The organism is Mycobacterium sp. E342 (assembly GCF_001667665.1).
In the GTDB taxonomy this organism is placed as follows: Bacteria; Actinomycetota; Actinomycetes; order Mycobacteriales; family Mycobacteriaceae; genus Mycobacterium.
Map to the genome: position 1 here is coordinate 27,465 of NZ_LZJM01000266.1, position 15,667 is coordinate 43,131.

At 69.2% G+C, this 15,667-nt stretch carries 16 protein-coding genes; 9 read left to right on the plus strand and 7 right to left on the minus strand.

All coding sequences use genetic code 11. The annotated features are described in order from the left end of the window. The first annotated feature begins 81 nt into the window (after nucleotides 1–81). Nucleotides 82–822 carry a beta-phosphoglucomutase family hydrolase gene (locus tag A5692_RS20970; RefSeq protein WP_068059274.1) on the plus strand — a complete coding sequence of 247 codons (741 nt, stop codon included), beginning with the start codon at nucleotides 82–84 and terminating at the stop codon, nucleotides 820–822. Next, the gene (locus A5692_RS20975) at nucleotides 819–3,185 is read left to right on the plus strand and encodes a glycoside hydrolase family 65 protein (protein ID WP_068059276.1); all 2,367 of its coding nucleotides are present in this window, start codon (nucleotides 819–821) and stop codon (nucleotides 3,183–3,185) included. The genes A5692_RS20970 and A5692_RS20975 overlap by 4 nt, the downstream gene beginning before the upstream one ends. 3 nt (nucleotides 3,186–3,188) lie before the next feature. On the opposite strand, the gene A5692_RS20980 is transcribed toward A5692_RS20975, so the two are convergent. Then, nucleotides 3,189–3,755, minus strand: a complete 567-nt coding sequence (locus A5692_RS20980; protein WP_068059279.1) for a TetR/AcrR family transcriptional regulator — start codon at nucleotides 3,753–3,755, stop codon at nucleotides 3,189–3,191. A 60-nt stretch (nucleotides 3,756–3,815) separates the two neighbouring features. On the opposite strand from A5692_RS20980, the gene A5692_RS20985 reads away from it, so the two are divergent. Continuing rightward, a complete protein-coding gene (locus A5692_RS20985; RefSeq protein ID WP_068059480.1) occupies nucleotides 3,816–4,709 on the plus strand; it encodes a TauD/TfdA family dioxygenase in 894 nt (297 codons plus the stop codon). A 112-nt stretch (nucleotides 4,710–4,821) separates the two neighbouring features. Here the strand turns inward: A5692_RS20985 and A5692_RS20990 are convergent, their stop codons facing one another. From A5692_RS20990 to guaB, 3 genes are read right to left on the minus strand one after another with little or no spacing between them, the layout of a single operon-like run. Beyond that, entirely contained in the window at nucleotides 4,822–6,558 is a 1,737-nt protein-coding gene (locus tag A5692_RS20990; RefSeq protein WP_068059281.1) for a GMC oxidoreductase, read from the minus strand. 49 nt (nucleotides 6,559–6,607) lie between these two features. After that, the gene (locus A5692_RS20995; protein WP_068059283.1) at nucleotides 6,608–7,735 is read right to left on the minus strand and encodes a GuaB3 family IMP dehydrogenase-related protein; all 1,128 of its coding nucleotides are present in this window, start codon (nucleotides 7,733–7,735) and stop codon (nucleotides 6,608–6,610) included. Nucleotides 7,736–7,742: 7 nt separating this feature from the next. Continuing rightward, nucleotides 7,743–9,341 (minus strand): IMP dehydrogenase, encoded by a 1,599-nt coding sequence (gene guaB / locus A5692_RS21000; protein ID WP_068059285.1) that lies wholly within the window; start codon nucleotides 9,339–9,341, stop codon nucleotides 7,743–7,745. A gap of 183 nt (nucleotides 9,342–9,524) precedes the next feature. Here guaB and A5692_RS21005 point away from each other — a divergent pair, with 183 nt between their 5' ends. Further along, the gene (locus A5692_RS21005; RefSeq protein ID WP_046186907.1) at nucleotides 9,525–9,932 is read left to right on the plus strand and encodes a DUF5319 domain-containing protein; all 408 of its coding nucleotides are present in this window, start codon (nucleotides 9,525–9,527) and stop codon (nucleotides 9,930–9,932) included. A 15-nt stretch (nucleotides 9,933–9,947) separates the two neighbouring features. Here the strand turns inward: A5692_RS21005 and A5692_RS21010 are convergent, their stop codons facing one another. The 3 genes from A5692_RS21010 to A5692_RS21020 all read right to left on the minus strand — a co-directional run bounded on the left by A5692_RS21010 (nucleotide 9,948) and on the right by A5692_RS21020 (nucleotide 12,189). Next, the gene (locus A5692_RS21010) at nucleotides 9,948–10,709 is read right to left on the minus strand and encodes an anti-sigma-D factor RsdA (protein WP_197514526.1); all 762 of its coding nucleotides are present in this window, start codon (nucleotides 10,707–10,709) and stop codon (nucleotides 9,948–9,950) included. Next, a complete protein-coding gene (locus tag A5692_RS21015) occupies nucleotides 10,696–11,271 on the minus strand; it encodes a sigma-70 family RNA polymerase sigma factor (RefSeq protein ID WP_066945594.1) in 576 nt (191 codons plus the stop codon). The genes A5692_RS21010 and A5692_RS21015 overlap by 14 nt, the downstream gene beginning before the upstream one ends. A gap of 90 nt (nucleotides 11,272–11,361) precedes the next feature. After that, nucleotides 11,362–12,189 carry a hypothetical protein gene (locus tag A5692_RS21020; protein ID WP_156766201.1) on the minus strand — a complete coding sequence of 276 codons (828 nt, stop codon included), beginning with the start codon at nucleotides 12,187–12,189 and terminating at the stop codon, nucleotides 11,362–11,364. Nucleotides 12,190–12,543: 354 nt separating this feature from the next. On the opposite strand from A5692_RS21020, the gene whiB3 reads away from it, so the two are divergent. From whiB3 to A5692_RS21045, 5 genes are all read left to right on the plus strand, one after another. After that, nucleotides 12,544–12,852 (plus strand): redox-responsive transcriptional regulator WhiB3, encoded by a 309-nt coding sequence (gene whiB3 / locus A5692_RS21025; protein WP_068059292.1) that lies wholly within the window; start codon nucleotides 12,544–12,546, stop codon nucleotides 12,850–12,852. A gap of 179 nt (nucleotides 12,853–13,031) precedes the next feature. Next, entirely contained in the window at nucleotides 13,032–13,916 is an 885-nt protein-coding gene (locus A5692_RS21030; RefSeq protein ID WP_068059295.1) for a Rieske 2Fe-2S domain-containing protein, read from the plus strand. Next, entirely contained in the window at nucleotides 13,913–14,392 is a 480-nt protein-coding gene (locus tag A5692_RS21035; RefSeq protein WP_068059298.1) for a hemerythrin domain-containing protein, read from the plus strand. The genes A5692_RS21030 and A5692_RS21035 overlap by 4 nt, the downstream gene beginning before the upstream one ends. Before the next feature lie 37 nt (nucleotides 14,393–14,429). Then, nucleotides 14,430–15,167: a superoxide dismutase family protein gene (locus A5692_RS21040; protein ID WP_068059304.1), complete on the plus strand. Its 738-nt coding sequence runs from the start codon at nucleotides 14,430–14,432 to the stop codon at nucleotides 15,165–15,167. 64 nt (nucleotides 15,168–15,231) lie between these two features. Then, nucleotides 15,232–15,633: a hydrogenase gene (locus tag A5692_RS21045; protein ID WP_068059306.1), complete on the plus strand. Its 402-nt coding sequence runs from the start codon at nucleotides 15,232–15,234 to the stop codon at nucleotides 15,631–15,633. The last annotated feature ends 34 nt before the right edge of the window (nucleotides 15,634–15,667 follow it).

A 15,667-nucleotide genomic window follows, 5' to 3' on the forward strand; every position in this document is an offset into this window, starting at 1 on the left:
CCAACGCTGGCGACAGACATGTCGGCATGGTGGAGTGGGTATCGCTTGACTAGTCCGCTCAGACCAGGAAGCGAGGTCCCCATGCTGGGTCTGCCCGAGAAGGTGCACGCCTGTCTGTTCGACCTCGACGGGGTGCTCACCGACACGGCCAGCGTGCACACCAAGGCCTGGAAGGCCATGTTCGACGACTACCTGTCGGAGCGGGCTAAGCGCACCGGGGAAGAATTCGTCCCCTTCGACGCGGCCGCCGACTACCGCAAATACGTGGACGGCAAGAAGCGCGAGGACGGGGTCCGGTCGTTCCTGCAGAGCCGCGGGATCGAGTTGCCCGACGGCAGTCCCGACGACCCGGACGACGCCGAGACGATCTACGGCCTGGGCAATCGCAAGAACGAGATGTTCCAAAAGGTCCTGCGCGAGGACGGCGTCGAGGTCTTCGAGGGGTCCCGCCGATATCTGGAGGCCGTCTCGGCGGCCGGCCTGGGCATCGCGGTGGTGTCCTCGAGCGCCAACACCCGCGACGTCCTCGAGATCACCGGCCTCGACCGGTTCATCCAGAAGCGGGTGGACGGCGTCACGCTGCGCGACGAGCACATCGCCGGCAAGCCTGCGCCCGACTCCTACCTGCGGGGAGCCGAGTTGCTCGGCGTCGGCGCCGACGCCGCGGCCGTGTTCGAGGACGCGATCTCGGGCGTGCAGGCCGGTCACGCCGGAAAGTTCGGCTACGTGGTGGGCGTCGATCGAGTGGGCCAGGCCGACGATCTGCGCCGCAATGGCGCCGACGTGGTGGTCACCGACCTCGCCGAGCTGCTGCAGTCATGATCGACGACGAAGCCTTCCCCGTCGCTCCCTGGCACGTCAGCGAGACCAGGCTCGACCTGAACCTGCTGGCTCAGTCCGAATCGCTGTTCACCCTGTCCAACGGGCACATCGGGCTGCGCGGCAACCTCGACGAGGGCGAGCCCTACGGCCTGCCCGGCACCTACCTGAACTCCTTCTACGAGATCCGGCCGCTGCCCTACGCCGAGGCCGGCTACGGCTACCCGGAAGCCGGCCAGACCATCGTCGACGTCACCAACGGCAAGATCATCCGCCTGCTGGTCGAGGACGAGCCGTTCGATGTCCGCTACGGCGAATTGCTCTCGCACGAGCGGGTTCTCGACATGCGCGCCGGGACGATGACCCGCCTCGCACACTGGCGCTCCCCCGCGGGCAAGGAGATCAAGCTGGTGTCCACCCGGCTGGTGTCGCTGGCCCAGCGCGGCGTGGCCGCCATCGAATACGTCGTGGAGGCGGTCGGCGAGTTCGTTCGCGTGACGGTGCAGTCCGAACTGGTCACCAACGAGGACCAGCCCCAGACCTCGGGTGACCCTCGGGTGTCGGCCATCCTGGAGAGCCCGCTGGTGGCCGTCGACCACGAAAACACCGAAACCGGCGCGCTTCTCATGCACCGCACCCGCAGCAGCGCCCTGATGATGTCGGCCGCGATGGACCACGAGATCGACGTGCCCGGCCGCGTCGAATTCAGCACCGACGCCCGCGACGACCTGGCGCGGACCACGGTGATCTGCGGGCTGCGCGCCGGACAGAAGCTGCGCATCGTCAAGTACCTGGCGTATGGCTGGTCCAGCATGCGATCGCGCCCCGCGCTGCGCGACCAGGCCGCCGCCGCGATCCACAGCGCCCGCTACAGCGGATGGCAGGGCCTGCTGGACGCGCAGCGGAAATACCTCGACGACTTCTGGGACAGCGCCGACGTCGAGGTCGAGGGCGACCCGGAATCGCAGCAAGCGGTGCGGTTCGGGCTTTTTCACCTGTTGCAGGCCAGCGCGCGCGCCGAGCGCCGCGCGATCCCGGCCAAGGGCCTCACCGGGACCGGCTACGACGGTCACGCCTTCTGGGACACCGAGAGTTACGTGCTGCCGGTGCTCACCTACACCGCGCCGCACGCGGTGGCCGACGCCCTGCGGTGGCGGGCGTCCACCCTGGACCTGGCCAGGGATCGGGCGGCCGAGCTCGGCCTCCAGGGCGCCAGCTTCCCGTGGCGGACCATCCGCGGGCAGGAGTGCTCGGCCTACTGGCCCGCCGGCACCGCGGCCTGGCACATCAACGCCGACATCGCCATGGCGTTCGAGCGGTACCGCATCGTCACCGGCGACGAGGAACTCGAAAAGCATTGCGGCCTAGGCGTACTCGTCGAGACCGCCCGGCTCTGGGTTTCCCTCGGCCACCACGACCGGCACGGCGTGTGGCACCTGGACGGCGTCACCGGCCCCGACGAGTACACGGCGATCGTGCGCGACAACGTCTTCACCAACCTGATGGCCGCGCACAACCTGCGCACCGCCGCCGAGGCCTGCAACCGCCACCCCGAGGCGGCGGAGGCGATGGGCGTCACCACCGAGGAGACGGCGTCGTGGCGCGACGCGGCCGACGCCGCCAACATTCCCTACGACGCCGGCCTGGGGGTCCATCAGCAGTGCGAGGGGTTCACCACCCTCGCCGAGTGGGACTTCAAGGAGAACCACGCCTACCCGTTGCTGCTGCACGACCCTTACGTGCGGCTCTACCCCGCTCAGGTGATCAAGCAGGCCGACCTGGTGCTGGCGATGCAGTGGCAGAGCCACGCGTTCACCCCGGAGCAGAAGGCGCGCAACGTCGACTACTACGAGCGGCGCATGGTGCGCGACTCGTCGCTGTCCGCGTGCACCCAGGCGGTGATGTGCGCCGAGGTCGGGCACCTGGAACTGGCGCACGACTACGCCTACGAGGCCGGGCTGATCGACCTGCGCGATCTGCACCACAACACCCGCGACGGCCTGCACATGGCCTCGCTCGCCGGCGCCTGGACGGCGCTCGTGGGCGGCTTCGGCGGCCTGCGCGACGACGAGGGCATCCTGTCGCTGGATCCCGCGTTGCCCGATGGCATCTCGCGACTGCGGTTTCGCCTTCGGTGGCGCGATTTCCGGGTGACCGTCGACGTGAACCATTCCGACGTCACCTACACGGTGCGCGACGGCCCGGGCGGCCAGCTCACCATCCGGCACGCGGGCGAAGAGGTCACCCTGAGCACCGACGCGCCGAAAACCATTGCGCTGCAACCTCGCAAGCCGCTGTTGCCGCCCCCGCAGCAGCCGCCGGGCCGCGAGCCGCTGCACCGCCGCGCGCTCACCCGCAACAAGTGAGCATCAGCCGGGATTGAGGATCCGCCCCACCTCGGCGCCGGCCGCCTGGCGTATCTCGGCGTCCGTCAGCTCCTCGATCCCCGTCGCCGACCGCAGGATCGGCGCGAAGAGCCGCCAACCGAATTGCAGCGCAAGGGCGTTGGCGACGGCCAGCCGCCCTTCTGTCTCGTTGTCGTGAAGCGGCAGCACCCACTCGAGTAGCGCCGCGATGTTGGGGAAGCGCTTCTGCAGCTGCCCCGCCGGATACCCGTCCAGCACGGTGCGGGCCATCACGCGCATCTGCCGGTCGAGGGCACGGTCCAGTTCCTCGGCGGGCGCGCCGGCGTTCAGCAGCGCGGTCAGGGTGGCGCCCAGGTGATCGAGCACCGCGCCGACCAGATTCTCCTTGGTGCCGAAGTGCCGAAACACCAGCCCGTGGTTGACGTTGGACCGAGCGGCGATGTCCCGGATCGACGTCGCGGCGGGGCCGCGCTCGGCGAACAGGTCGGTGGCGGCCTCCAGGATGGCCGCGGCCACTTCGGCCCGTCCGGTGGGCATGTTCGCGCGGCCACTTGCGGGGGCTGTAGTCATGTGTCTACACTACTCGATGTAGTCAGTTGACTACACACCTTTACGCAAGGACTGATGAAAATGATTGGTCAGGTAACCGTCACCAAGCTGGGCAGCCGCATCGGCGCTCGGGTCGACGGGGTGCGCCTCGGGGGCGACCTCGACGACGAGGTGGTCGAAAAGATCCGCCAGGCGCTGTTGGCCCACAAGGTGATCTTCTTCCGCCACCAGCACCACCTCGACGACGAGGCGCAGCTGGCGTTCGCCGGCCTGCTGGGCACCCCCGTCGGCCACCCGGCCGCCGAGCTGCTCGCGGCCAAGAACGCGCCGGTCATCACCCCGATCAACTCCGAGTACGGCAAGGCGAACCGCTGGCACACCGACGTCACGTTCGTGGCCAACTATCCGGCGGCCTCGATCTTGCGCGCCGTCACCCTGCCCCGCTACGGCGGGTCCACCCTGTGGACCAACACCGCGGCGGCGTACGACGACCTGCCCGAACCGCTGACGTGGCTCGTCGACGACCTGTGGGCCCTACACACCAACCGCTATGACTACATCACCCCGCAGGCACTGACCGACGCGCAGCGCGCGTTCCGGCAGGCCTTCGAAAAGCCGGACTTCCGGACCGAACATCCCGTGGTGCGGGTGCACCCGGAGACCGGCGAGCGCACGCTGCTGCTGGGAGATTTCGTGCGCGGGTTCGTCGGCCTGGACAGCTACGAATCGGCCGTGCTCTTCGAAATGCTGCAACGGCGAATCACCATGCCGGAGAACACCATTCGCTGGAACTGGGCGCCGGGCGACGTCGCCATCTGGGACAACCGGGCCACCCAGCACCGGGCCATCGACGACTACGACGACCAGCCCCGGCTGATGCACCGGGTCACCTTGATGGGCGACGTGCCGTTCAACGTGCACCGGCAACGCAGCCGGGTGGTCAGCGGCGCACCGCTCGAGGCGATCGCAAGCTAGGCCTAGCCGAGCGCTGCGGGTCGCCGACCGACCAACCAGCGAGGCGATCGCAAGCTAGGCGTAGCCGAGCGCTGCGGGTCGCCGACCGACCAACCAGCGAGGCGATCGCAAGCTAACCGGCCGAGCTCACCGGGGTGATCGGCAACCAGCGCAGCGCACCCGGCGCGTCAACGGGCACCACCGGGTGCTCGGGCGCGATCGGGTCCATCCGGCGGTACGGCTGCCCCTGCGTCGGGCGCTGATCGGTCTCGCCCTTGTTCGGCCACAGCGACGCGGCCCGTTCGGCCTGCGCGGTGATCGACAGCGACGGGTTGACGCCCAGGTTCGCCGAGATCGCGGCGCCGTCCACGACGAACATCGTGGGGTAGCCGTAGACCCGGTGGTACGGGTCGATCACCCCTTGCTCGGCGCTGTCGCCGATCGCCGCGCCGCCGAGGAAGTGCGCGGTCAGCGGGATGTTGAACAGCTCGCCCCAGGTGCCGCCGGCCACGCCGTCGATCTTCTCGGCGATGCGCCGGGTGACCTTGTTGCCGACCGGGTTCCACGCCGGGTTGGGGTCGCCGTGGCCCTGCTTGCTGGTGTACCACCGGATGCCCAACTTCCCGCGTTTGGTGTAGGTGGTGATCGAGTTGTCCAGGTGCTGCATGACCAGGGCGATCAGGGTGCGCTCGCTCCACTGGTGGACGTTGAGCATCCGCATCATGCGCCGCGGATCCTCGCGGGCCTGGTCCAGCAGCTGCTTCCAGCGCGGCACGTCGGTGCCCTCCGGGCCGGTGCCGTCGGTCATCAGGGTCTGCAACAGGCCCATCGCGTTGGAGCCCTTGCCGTAGCGGCAGGGTTCGACGTGCGTGTCGGCGGTGGGGTGGATCGACGACGTGATGGCCACCCCGTGGGTCAGGTCCAGGTTCGGGTCGACCTCGAGCTTGCCGGCGCCGACGATGGACTCGGAGTTGGTGCGGGTCAGCACGCCCAGCTTCTCGGAGAGACGCGGCAACGTGCCCTTGTCGCGCATCTTGAACAGCAGGTGCTGCGTCCCCCAGGTGCCCGCCGCCAGGATCAGGTGCGTCGCGGTGTAGGTACGCCGGTCCCTGCGCAACCAGCTGCCGGTGCGCACGGTCCGGACCTCCCACGTCCCGTCGGGCCGCTGCTGGAAGCCCTTGACGGTGGTCATCGGGATCACTTGCGCCCCGGCCGATTCGGCGAGGCCGAGGTAGTTCTTCAGCAGCGTGTTCTTGGCGCCGTAGCGGCAGCCCGTCATGCAGCAACCGCACTCCAGGCAGCCGGTGCGCTCCGGTCCCGCGCCGCCGAAGTACGGGTCCGGCACGGTCTTGCCCGGGGTCTTGGCGCCGTCGGGGCCGAAGAACACCCCGACCGGGGTGGACACGAAGGTGTCCCCGCAGCCCATTTCGTCGGCGACCTCCTTCAGGATGCGGTCCGCGTCGGTGAAGGTGGGGTTCGTGACCACCCCGAGCATCCGTTTCGCCTGCTCGTAGTGGGGCATCAACTCGTCGCGCCAGTCGGTAATGTGCGACCACTGCCGGTCTTTGAAGAACGGCTCCGGCGGCACGTAGAGGGTGTTGGCGTAGTTGAGGGAGCCGCCGCCGACGCCGGCGCCGGCCAGGATCATCACGTTCTTGAGCGGGTGGATCCGCTGGATGCCGTAGCAACCCAGCCTCGGCGCCCACAGGAACTTGCGCAGGTCCCAGGACGTCTCCGCGAAATCCTCGTCGGCGAAGCGTCGCCCCGCCTCCAATACGCCTACGCGGTAGCCCTTTTCGGTCAGCCGCAGCGCACTGACGCTGCCCCCGAAACCCGAACCGATGATCAGGACGTCGTAATCCGGCTTCATCGCACCAGTATGGCCTTACTCACAGGTAACAAGCCAGCGGCCCCCGGGCTCAGCTGCCGACCGTCAGCCCCACCTTCTGGAACTCTTTTAGGTCGCAATAGCCCGCCTTGGCCATGGACCGGCGCAGGCCGCCGACCAGGTTCAGGGAACCGAACGGGTCATCGGAGGGCCCGTTGAGCACCCGCTCCAGCGGCGGCCGCTCGCCCAGGGCGATCTGCAGCAACGCCCCGCGCGGCAGCGACGGGTGCGCCGCCGCGGCGGGCCAGAACCAGCCCTCACCGAGCGCTTCGGCGGATTCGGCGAGCGGCGTGCCGAGCACCACCGCGTCGGCCCCGCAGGCGATCGCCTTGGCCAGCTCGCCGGAGGTGTGGATGTCGCCGTCGGCCAGCACGTGCACGTAACGGCCGCCGGTCTCGTCGAGGTACTCGCGCCGCGCGGCCGCGGCGTCGGCGATGGCGGTGGCCATCGGCACGCTGATGCCCAGCACCTCGTCGCTGGTGGTCACACCCCGGGTCGAGCCGTAGCCGACGATCACGCCGGCGGCGCCGGTGCGCATCAGGTGCAGCGCGGTGCGGTGATCGAGCACCCCGCCGGCCACCACCGGGACGTCGAGCTCAGAGATGAAGGTCTTCAGGTTCAGCGGTTCCCCGTCGCTGGCCACCCGCTCGGCGGACACGATGGTGCCCTGGATCACCAGCAGGTCGATGCCGGCCTGCAGCAGCACCGGGGTCAGCGCCTGGGCGTTCTGCGGGCTGACCCGCACCGCCGTGGTCACCCCGGCCTCCCGGATGCGCGCGACCGCGGATCCCAGCAGGTCGGGGTTCAGCGGGGCGGCGTGCAGCTCCTGCAGCAGCCGGATCGACACCGACGGCTCGGGCTCCTTGGTGGCGGCCTCGACCAGCTGGGCGATCTTGCCCTGCACGTCGGCGTGCCGGCCGATCAGCCCCTCCCCGTTGAGGACGCCCAGCCCGCCGAGGCGGCCGAGCTCGATGGCGAACTCCGGGGACACCAGCGCGTCGGTGGGGTGGGCCACCACCGGGATCTCGAACCGGTAGGCGTCCAGCTGCCAGGCCGTCGACACGTCCTGCGACGACCGGGTGCGCCGCGACGGCACGATGCTGACTTCGCTCAGCTCATAGGTGCGACGGGCGTTGCGGCCCATCCCGATCTCGACCATCCCGGCCTCAGCGCGCAAAGTAGTTCGGCGCTTCGACGGTCATCGCGACGTCGTGCGGATGGCTTTCGCGCAGTCCGGCCGAGGTGATCCGGACGAACTGCGCCTGTTGCAGCGCCTCGATGGTCGGCGCGCCCGTGTAGCCCATCGCGGCGCGCAGCCCGCCGGTGAGCTGGTGGATCACCGAGGACAGCGGGCCGCGGAACGGCACCCGGCCCTCGATTCCCTCCGGCACCAGCTTGTCCTCGCTCAAGGCGTCGTCGGCGAAGTAGCGGTCCTTGGAGTACGACTTCGCGCCGCCCCGGCCCTGCATGGCGCCCAGCGATCCCATGCCGCGGTAGCTCTTGAACTGCTTGCCGTTGACGAAGATCAGCTCGCCGGGCGCCTCGGCAGTGCCGGCCAGCAGCGAGCCCAGCATGGCCGTCGAAGCACCGGCGGCCAGCGCCTTGGCGATGTCGCCGGAATACTGCAGCCCGCCGTCGGCGATCACCGGCACGCCCGCCGGCCCGCAGACCGCGACGGCCTCCAGAATCGCCGTGATCTGTGGCGCGCCGACCCCGGCCACCACCCGGGTGGTGCAGATCGAACCCGGCCCCACGCCGACCTTGACCGCATCGGCACCGGCGTCGATCAGCGCCAGGGCCGCGGAGCGGGTGGCGACGTTCCCGCCGATCACCTCGACCTTCTCGCCCACCTCGGCCTTGAGCTTGCCGACCATGTCGAGCACCAGCCGGTTGTGCGCGTGCGCGGTGTCGACGATCAACACGTCGGCCCCCGCGTCGACCAGCATCATCGCCCGGACCCAGGCGTCGCCTCCGACGCCGACGGCGGCGCCCACCAGCAGCCGGCCGTCGCTGTCCTTGGTGGCCAGCGGGTGCTGTTCGGTCTTGACGAAGTCCTTGACGGTGATCAGCCCGGTGAGCCGGCCGTGGCCGTCGACGACGGGCAGCTTCTCGATCTTGTTGCGCCGCAACAGCCCCAGCGCGGCGTCGGCGCTCACCCCCTCCTGGGCGGTGATCAGTGGCGCCTTGGTCATCACCTCGGCGACCTTGCGGGTCTGGTCGACCTCGAACCGCATGTCGCGGTTGGTGATGATGCCGACCAGCGCCCCGGTGTCGTCGACCACCGGCAGGCCGGAGATCCGGAAGCGGGCGCACAGCGCGTCGACCTGGGCCAGGGTGTTGTCCGGGCGGCAGGTGACCGGGTCGGTGACCATGCCGGCCTCCGAGCGCTTCACCATCTCGACCTGGCCGGCCTGTTCGGCCACGGGCAGGTTGCGGTGCAGCACGCCCATGCCGCCCGCCCGGGCCATCGCGATGGCCATCCGCGACTCGGTGACCGTGTCCATCGCCGAGCTGACCAGCGGCACCTTGAGCCTGATCTTCTTAGTGAGCTGGCTGGACGTGTCCGCGGTGGCGGGAACCACATCCGACGCGGCCGGCAGCAGCAAGACGTCGTCGAAGGTGAGGCCCAGCATCGCGACCTTGTGCGGGTTGTCACCCCCGGTGGGCACCGGGTCGTCGATCAGCCCCCCGATGCGTGGATCGCGCACGTAGGGGCTGCCGACGAGGTCGGAGCTGTCTTCCAGGTGGGACATGCCACGGGTCATCGGTGGGGCCCTCCATACGATGCGGCGCGAGAACCCCATCCTATCGGCTCGGCCGCCCCCTCCAACCGCTTGCCGGGGCGCGCCGCGGGGGCCAACCGGCCCAAACCGGCCCAAACCGGCACGGAAACGACGGGCGGCTTGCCTGCTGGCGTTATCCCGGCCCGGCTGCGTAGGCTAGTGTGCGTGCGCGATCACCTCCCACCGGGTTTGCCGCCCGACCCCTTCGCCGACGACCCCTGCGATCCGTCGGCTGCGCTGGAAGCCGTAGAGCCGGGGCAACCCCTGGACGCCCAGGAGCGGATGGCGGTCGAGGCCGACCTGGCCGACCTGGCGGTTTACGAGGCCCTGTTGGCGCACAAGGGCATTCGCGGCCTGGTGGTGTGCTGCGACGAATGCCAGCAGGACCACTATCACGACTGGGACATGCTCCGGGCGAACCTGTTGCAGCTGCTGATCGACGGCACCGTCCGCCCGCACGAGCCGGCCTACGACCCCGAACCGGACGCCTACGTGACGTGGGACTACTGCCGGGGATACGCCGACGCCTCGCTCAACGAGGCCACCTCGGACGCTGACGGCTACCGCCGCTGACGGTTCGGCCCCTCGTCAGGGATCGTTCGGCGCCACCGCCGATGTCTGGCCGTGATGCCGGTGCTTGCTCCACGACTGACTCGGCGACGGCGTCGCTGATGGGCCCGCGGAGGCCCCGGACGCGGACGGCGTAGCGGCCACCGTGGGGATCGGGGTGGTCGGCGTCGACCAGGCCGACGGGGTGTTCGCCGGGGGCGGCAGCGTCGCGTTCGGGTTGCGCGTGGCCACCCGAAGATTCAGCAGGGTCAGCTGGTTGGTCAGCTCCTGTTTGCTGGCCGGGTCGTCGATCGACTGGACCAGGCTGCTCACCTCGGTCAGCTGATTGCGCGCCTGGTCCCACTGGCCTTGATCGATCGATTCCTGCACCTTGGCCAGGTCGGCCCTGGCCGACAGCAGCGCCTGGTGCTTCTCGTTGACCCGCGGCTGGTCGAAGAACATCGCGTGCAGCCCGTACAGCGTGGTCCCGGGGCGGGCCTCGACCACCATCGCGCCGAAGCCGCTCAGCACCAACAGCGCCGCGGCCACCGAGCCGATCGTCGCCATGCCGCGCCGGGCGCGGCGGCGGTCGGCCAACCCGGTGCGCAGGGCGCCGACCGCCTCTTCGGCCGACACCAGCGCGCTGGCCGGCGGCCACCGCAGGTTGTCGCGCCAGTCCTCCAGCAGGGTGGCCATCGCGTCCATGTCGGGGTCACCGACGTGCACCGGCCGCCGCTCGGCGAGCGCGTCGAGAAGCAGGTCGGTGCGGGCGAATTCGTCCAGGGATTCAGGCACAGTCACCTGCCGCGATCATCTCGGACTTCAACCGGGACAGCGCGCGATGCTGGGCCACCCGGACCGCTCCGGTGGTGCTGCCGACGGCGGACGCGGTCTCCTCGGCGGACAGGCCGACGACGACGCGCAGGATCAGGATCTCCCGCTGCTTGGCGGGCAGGATTTCCAGCAGTTCACTCATCCGGCTGACCGAATCGGCCTCGATGGCCCGCTGTTCCGGGCCCGCGTCGGACGACCAACGTTCGGGGATCACCTCGGTCGGGTAGGACAGATCGCGGCCCGCGGCGCGATGGGCGTCCGCGACCTTGTGCGCCGCAATGCCGTACAGGAAGGCGAGGAACGGACGTCCCCGGTCCCGGTAACGCGGCAGCGCCGTGATAGTCGCCAAGCACACCTCCTGTGCCACGTCATCCGCTGACAGGCCACCCCGCTCGACTGTCCCGACCCGCGCGCGGCAATATCGCACGACAATCGGACGGATGGTCTCCAGCACCTCCCGTAGTGCGTTGCTGTCCCCCGCCACGGCCTTGGCCACCACGGCGTCGAGACGATCCCCTTGAATTGTCATCGACGGTGGTATCTCCAACGTTACGAACCGGACACATCGCGGGCTAACCGGGCTAACTAACTAAATGACAATAACGGCCGGGAGGCCATTTCAAGCGGAACGCCACGTCGCACCGGCGCGCCGCACTTGGCCTGCGCAGACATCGCGAATTTCGTGCAGCTGCTGTGTCGAATACGTGACGCTGCCGAGATCAATCAGCAAGCACGCCAACGCCCACCGCAGCGGGACCAGCCCAAGCATGCCCGCGGCGTCCAGGGCCGCCTCCGCCACCGCGCGGGCGCGCTCGACGGCCCCGGCGCTGCACAGGGCGGCAGCCAGCACCACCTCACTCTTGACCGCGTGCCGCGCCGACGGGACGGCCATGGCGCCCGCGAGCCGCACCGCTTCGGTGGCCTCGCGGACGGCGAGGGTTCCGTCGCCGCGGGCCATCGCCAGTTCGGCGGCCACCCACGCGCGGCGCACCGGCTGCCGGTCGGGCACCGGTCCGGCGTCGAGCTCCGTGTCCGCGCGGGACAGCAGTGTTGCCGCGGCCGCGAACCGGCCGACGCCCAACGCGTCGGCCGCCAACCCGATCAGGGCGTCGGCCCGCGCGTCGGCCGCGTCGTCGTCGCTGCCGGCCAACGCCAGGGCGCGCCCATCCCAGCCGCGTGCCACCACGTGCCAACCGAGCTGGCGCAGAAACGATCCCTGTGTGCTGTGGGCCAGGGAGACCAGTCGTCCGGCGGGCGCGCTGCGCCGCAGCACCGCCAGATCGCGGTAGGCGCTACCGTAGCGGCCCTGCCCGCCCGCGGCCACGGCGCGCAGCCACAAGTCCTCCGGCGTGGCCGCGCTCGGCAGCGGCCACGTTCCGGGCTGGTCACCGAAGGCGGCGACCGCCAACTTTCGACCAATCACGAAAGTGTGACGAGTTTCAATCAGCACGATGGGAGTAAACAGTTTGTGCTGTTCGCGTTACCGAGCTGTTAATCACGCTAGGTCCTGTACTAATCGCGGTTGGCCCTTCCTTGGCCTGTGAGCTGGGAAATCTCGTTTCGGTCAAGCGCCTGGTAGCACGGTGCGTGTTTCGCCATCGGGCAGCAGATGAACGCGACGTTAATTCTTTTATAACCATTACATACTTTGTTGGGCTAAGTGGCTATTGACGCAAATTCGCCGTCCGCCCTAACGTCTACGCATGACGGGTAGTCATCGGTGACTCCGCTTCATTTCAGTTGCACAATCGCTTCGCGATCCTGACCTTACTGGGCGTGCCGTGCAGAGAGGGAAACACCAATGCCACAGCCGGAGCAGCTACCTGGACCCAACGCCGACATCTGGAACTGGCAACTGCAGGGCTTGTGCCGTGGCGTTGACTCGTCGATGTTCTTCCACCCGGACGGTGAGCGCGGACGCGCCCGCATGCAGCGTGAGCAGCGCGCCAAGGAGATGTGCCGGCGGTGCCCGGTGATTGAGGCCTGCCGTTCTCACGCGCTCGAAGTCGGTGAGCCCTATGGGGTTTGGGGTGGCCTGTCCGAATCGGAGCGCGACATGCTGCTGAAGGGCGACATCGGTCGCACGCGCGGCATCCGCCGCACGGCCTAGCGGTTTCATCAACCCGCCCGCCGGGGCGGCACTCCTTCTGCACGGCGCGGTTGAACGATTCGCCGTCGCGGTCCGTGTATCAGTCATGGGCTGGGCCGCGACCGGCTGAGTCCGTTTTCGGGCGTTCCGTCGTGTCGGGGACCCCGCGTCGGTTCGCTCACGCGCACAGGAGGGGTGCCGTGAAGCAACTATTACAAGCAGCAGTAACCGCCCTGGAGCAACAGAAATGGCTCGATCGACCGAGCTATCGGCTCGAGCATGGCCTCACACTCCTATTCGCGGCCACCGGCGGATATCGGGACCGGGTGAGCAATGCGCTGCACGGCACCTGGCTCGGCCACCCGCTGCACCCGGCGCTCACGTCGGTGCCGACGGGAGCGGTCACGACGACGGTCGCTATGGATGCGGCCAGCGTGCTGCCGGGGCGCGCCGCTCAACTGCGTGACGCGTCCATGTTCGCGTTGGGCGTCGGACTCGTCGGAAGCCTCGGCGCGGCCGCGACCGGCCTGACCGACTGGCAACACACCCACGAGCAGGCGCGACGGGCCGGCCTTGTGCACGGCTTGCTGAACGGGGTCGCGACGAGCCTGTACGCGCTGTCGTGGTGGGATCGCCGGCACGGGCGCCACGCGCGCGGGATGGCGACCAGCGCGCTGGGTTACGGCCTCACCCTGAGCGGCGGCTACCTGGGTGGCGTCCTGGTGTTCGGGTCGGGCACCGGGGTCGACCGCTCCGGTCATCGGCTGCGTCGGGGGCACTGGACGCCGGTGCTGCCGGCCACGGCCCTCGACGGCCAGCCGCGGCGGGTCGAGGTGGACGGCGTCGGCGTGGTTCTGTACCGCACCGACGACCGGGTGCTGGCCGTCGGCGCGCGCTGCCCTCACCTGGGTGCGCCGATGGACGACGGCTGGATCGATCGCGACCGGATCGTCTGCCCGTGGCATGGCTCCCGCTTCGCCTGCGAATCGGGAGAAGTGCTGCGCGGACCGGCGACGGTGGCGCTGCCGCATTACCCGACACGCATCCGCGAAGGATTCGTCGAGGTGCGCGGGTCGGTGACATGAACGCCTACGACGTGCTTTTCGAACACCACAAGGTCTTGCGGGCGTTCTGCGAGAAAATCACCGCGCTGCCTCCGGACAGCGACGAGCGCCAAGACACCCTCGATGAATTGTTGGTCGAGCTCGACATCCACATGCGGATCGAGGACGACTTGTTCTACCCGGCGGTGTCGGCGGCAAGCGGCCTGGTCGCGATCGCCCACGCGGAGCACCGCCAAGTCTGGGATCAGCTGGCCGTGCTGCTCCGAACCCCCGCGACCGCGCCGCAGTACGAGGACGAGTGGCACTCCTTCGTCACGGTCCTGGACGCCCACGCCAGCGAAGAGGAGCGTGACTTGTGCCCGGCCCCAATAGATTTGAGCGCCGATATGCTCGAAGCACTGGGTGAGCGGATGCGCGAGCGCATGGACCGACTACGTCGTTCCACCGTCAACACGCTCCGCGTCCGCGGCCGAGCGGCGATGCTGAGTTTGCTGTAATCGTTTCGACCGCGACCAATCGGGGTACGACCGGCCCATGAAGAGCAAGGGCGTATCCTTCACGACCGCGGTGCTTGCCGCGACCATTGCACCGTTGGCCGCATGCGCAAATCAGCAGGGTGGCCAGGCCACCAGTTCGACGTCCTCGAGCGCGCCGCCCGGCACGGAGCGGATGACCACGCAGTTGAAGAGCGCCGACGGAAACCAGGTCGGCACCGCCACCATCGATTTCGCGAACGGCTACGCGTCGGTCACCGTGGAGACCGGAGCCAATCAGGTTCTTAGCCCGGGCTTTCACGGGCTGCAAATCCATTCGGTGGGCAAATGCGACGGTGACTTCGAGTCCGCGGGAAGCGTCTACCAGGCGCCGGACCACACGGGTTTTCCGGCCAGCGGCGACCTGACCGCGTTGCAGGTGCGCAACGACGGCTCGGCCAAGCTCGTCACCACCACCAACCTGTTGACGGCATCGGACCTGCGCAGCAGCTCGGGGACCGCGCTCGTCGTGCACCAGACCGCGGACAACCTGAGCACCAGCTCCACCGGTGAATCCGGCAAGCGGGTGGCCTGCGGCGTGTTGGCCGCGGCGTCCGCGACGACGACGTCGTCCACGTCGACAACGACCAGCGTCACGACGATCACGACGACGACCGAAGTGCCGCCGCCGTCCACGAGCACGAGCACCGTCACCGTGACCAGCAGCCCCGGCTACACGTCGACACTGCCAACCACGACCGCGACGACGCCGCCGAGCCTTCCGCCCGGCACCCGCTGACGGCAGGCGGCGCGGATCACGCTAACGGCAGACATGCGCTGCACCGCGCCCCTAGGGTGCTGACATGCAGACGGTGCTGTTCACGCTCGGGCTGGTCCTCTTCCTGATCGGCCTGCTCACCGGATTCGCCGTCACGGCGCTGAAGAATCCGCGCATGGCGCTGTCGAGCCACCTCGAGGCCGTCCTCAACGGCATGTTCCTCGTGCTGATCGGCCTGCTCTGGCCCCACCTCCACCTGAGTTACGCCTGGGGCGTTACGGCCGTCGTGCTGATCGTGTACGCCGCCTACGCGAACTGGCTCGCGACCCTGCTCGCGGCGGCGTGGGGCGCCGGCCGCAGGCTCGCGCCGATCGCGGCGGCCGATCACGAGGCCTCGGCGGCCAAGGAGCGGGTCGTCAGCTTCCTGTTGCTGTCACTGGCCGTGGCGATCATAGTGGGCGTGGTCATCGTCATCGTCGGGATCTGACGGCCTGGGATTTTGGCGCCGGCCGACGAACGCT

What these genes read in the sequence shown, in the direction of transcription:
- A5692_RS20970 (WP_068059274.1), top strand. Translation starts at nt 82, where the DNA reads ATGCTGGGTCTGCCCGAGAAGGTGCACGCCTGTCTGTTCGACCTCGAC.
- A5692_RS20975 (WP_068059276.1), top strand. Translation starts at nt 819, where the DNA reads ATGATCGACGACGAAGCCTTCCCCGTCGCTCCCTGGCACGTCAGCGAG.
- A5692_RS20980 (WP_068059279.1), bottom strand. Translation starts at nt 3,755, where the DNA reads ATGACTACAGCCCCCGCAAGTGGCCGCGCGAACATGCCCACCGGACGG.
- A5692_RS20985 (WP_068059480.1), top strand. Translation starts at nt 3,816, where the DNA reads ATGATTGGTCAGGTAACCGTCACCAAGCTGGGCAGCCGCATCGGCGCT.
- A5692_RS20990 (WP_068059281.1), bottom strand. Translation starts at nt 6,558, where the DNA reads ATGAAGCCGGATTACGACGTCCTGATCATCGGTTCGGGTTTCGGGGGC.
- A5692_RS20995 (WP_068059283.1), bottom strand. Translation starts at nt 7,735, where the DNA reads ATGGTCGAGATCGGGATGGGCCGCAACGCCCGTCGCACCTATGAGCTG.
- guaB (WP_068059285.1), bottom strand. Translation starts at nt 9,341, where the DNA reads ATGACCCGTGGCATGTCCCACCTGGAAGACAGCTCCGACCTCGTCGGC.
- A5692_RS21015 (WP_066945594.1), bottom strand. Translation starts at nt 11,271, where the DNA reads ATGACAATTCAAGGGGATCGTCTCGACGCCGTGGTGGCCAAGGCCGTG.
- whiB3 (WP_068059292.1), top strand. Translation starts at nt 12,544, where the DNA reads ATGCCACAGCCGGAGCAGCTACCTGGACCCAACGCCGACATCTGGAAC.
- A5692_RS21035 (WP_068059298.1), top strand. Translation starts at nt 13,913, where the DNA reads ATGAACGCCTACGACGTGCTTTTCGAACACCACAAGGTCTTGCGGGCG.
- A5692_RS21040 (WP_068059304.1), top strand. Translation starts at nt 14,430, where the DNA reads ATGAAGAGCAAGGGCGTATCCTTCACGACCGCGGTGCTTGCCGCGACC.
- A5692_RS21045 (WP_068059306.1), top strand. Translation starts at nt 15,232, where the DNA reads ATGCAGACGGTGCTGTTCACGCTCGGGCTGGTCCTCTTCCTGATCGGC.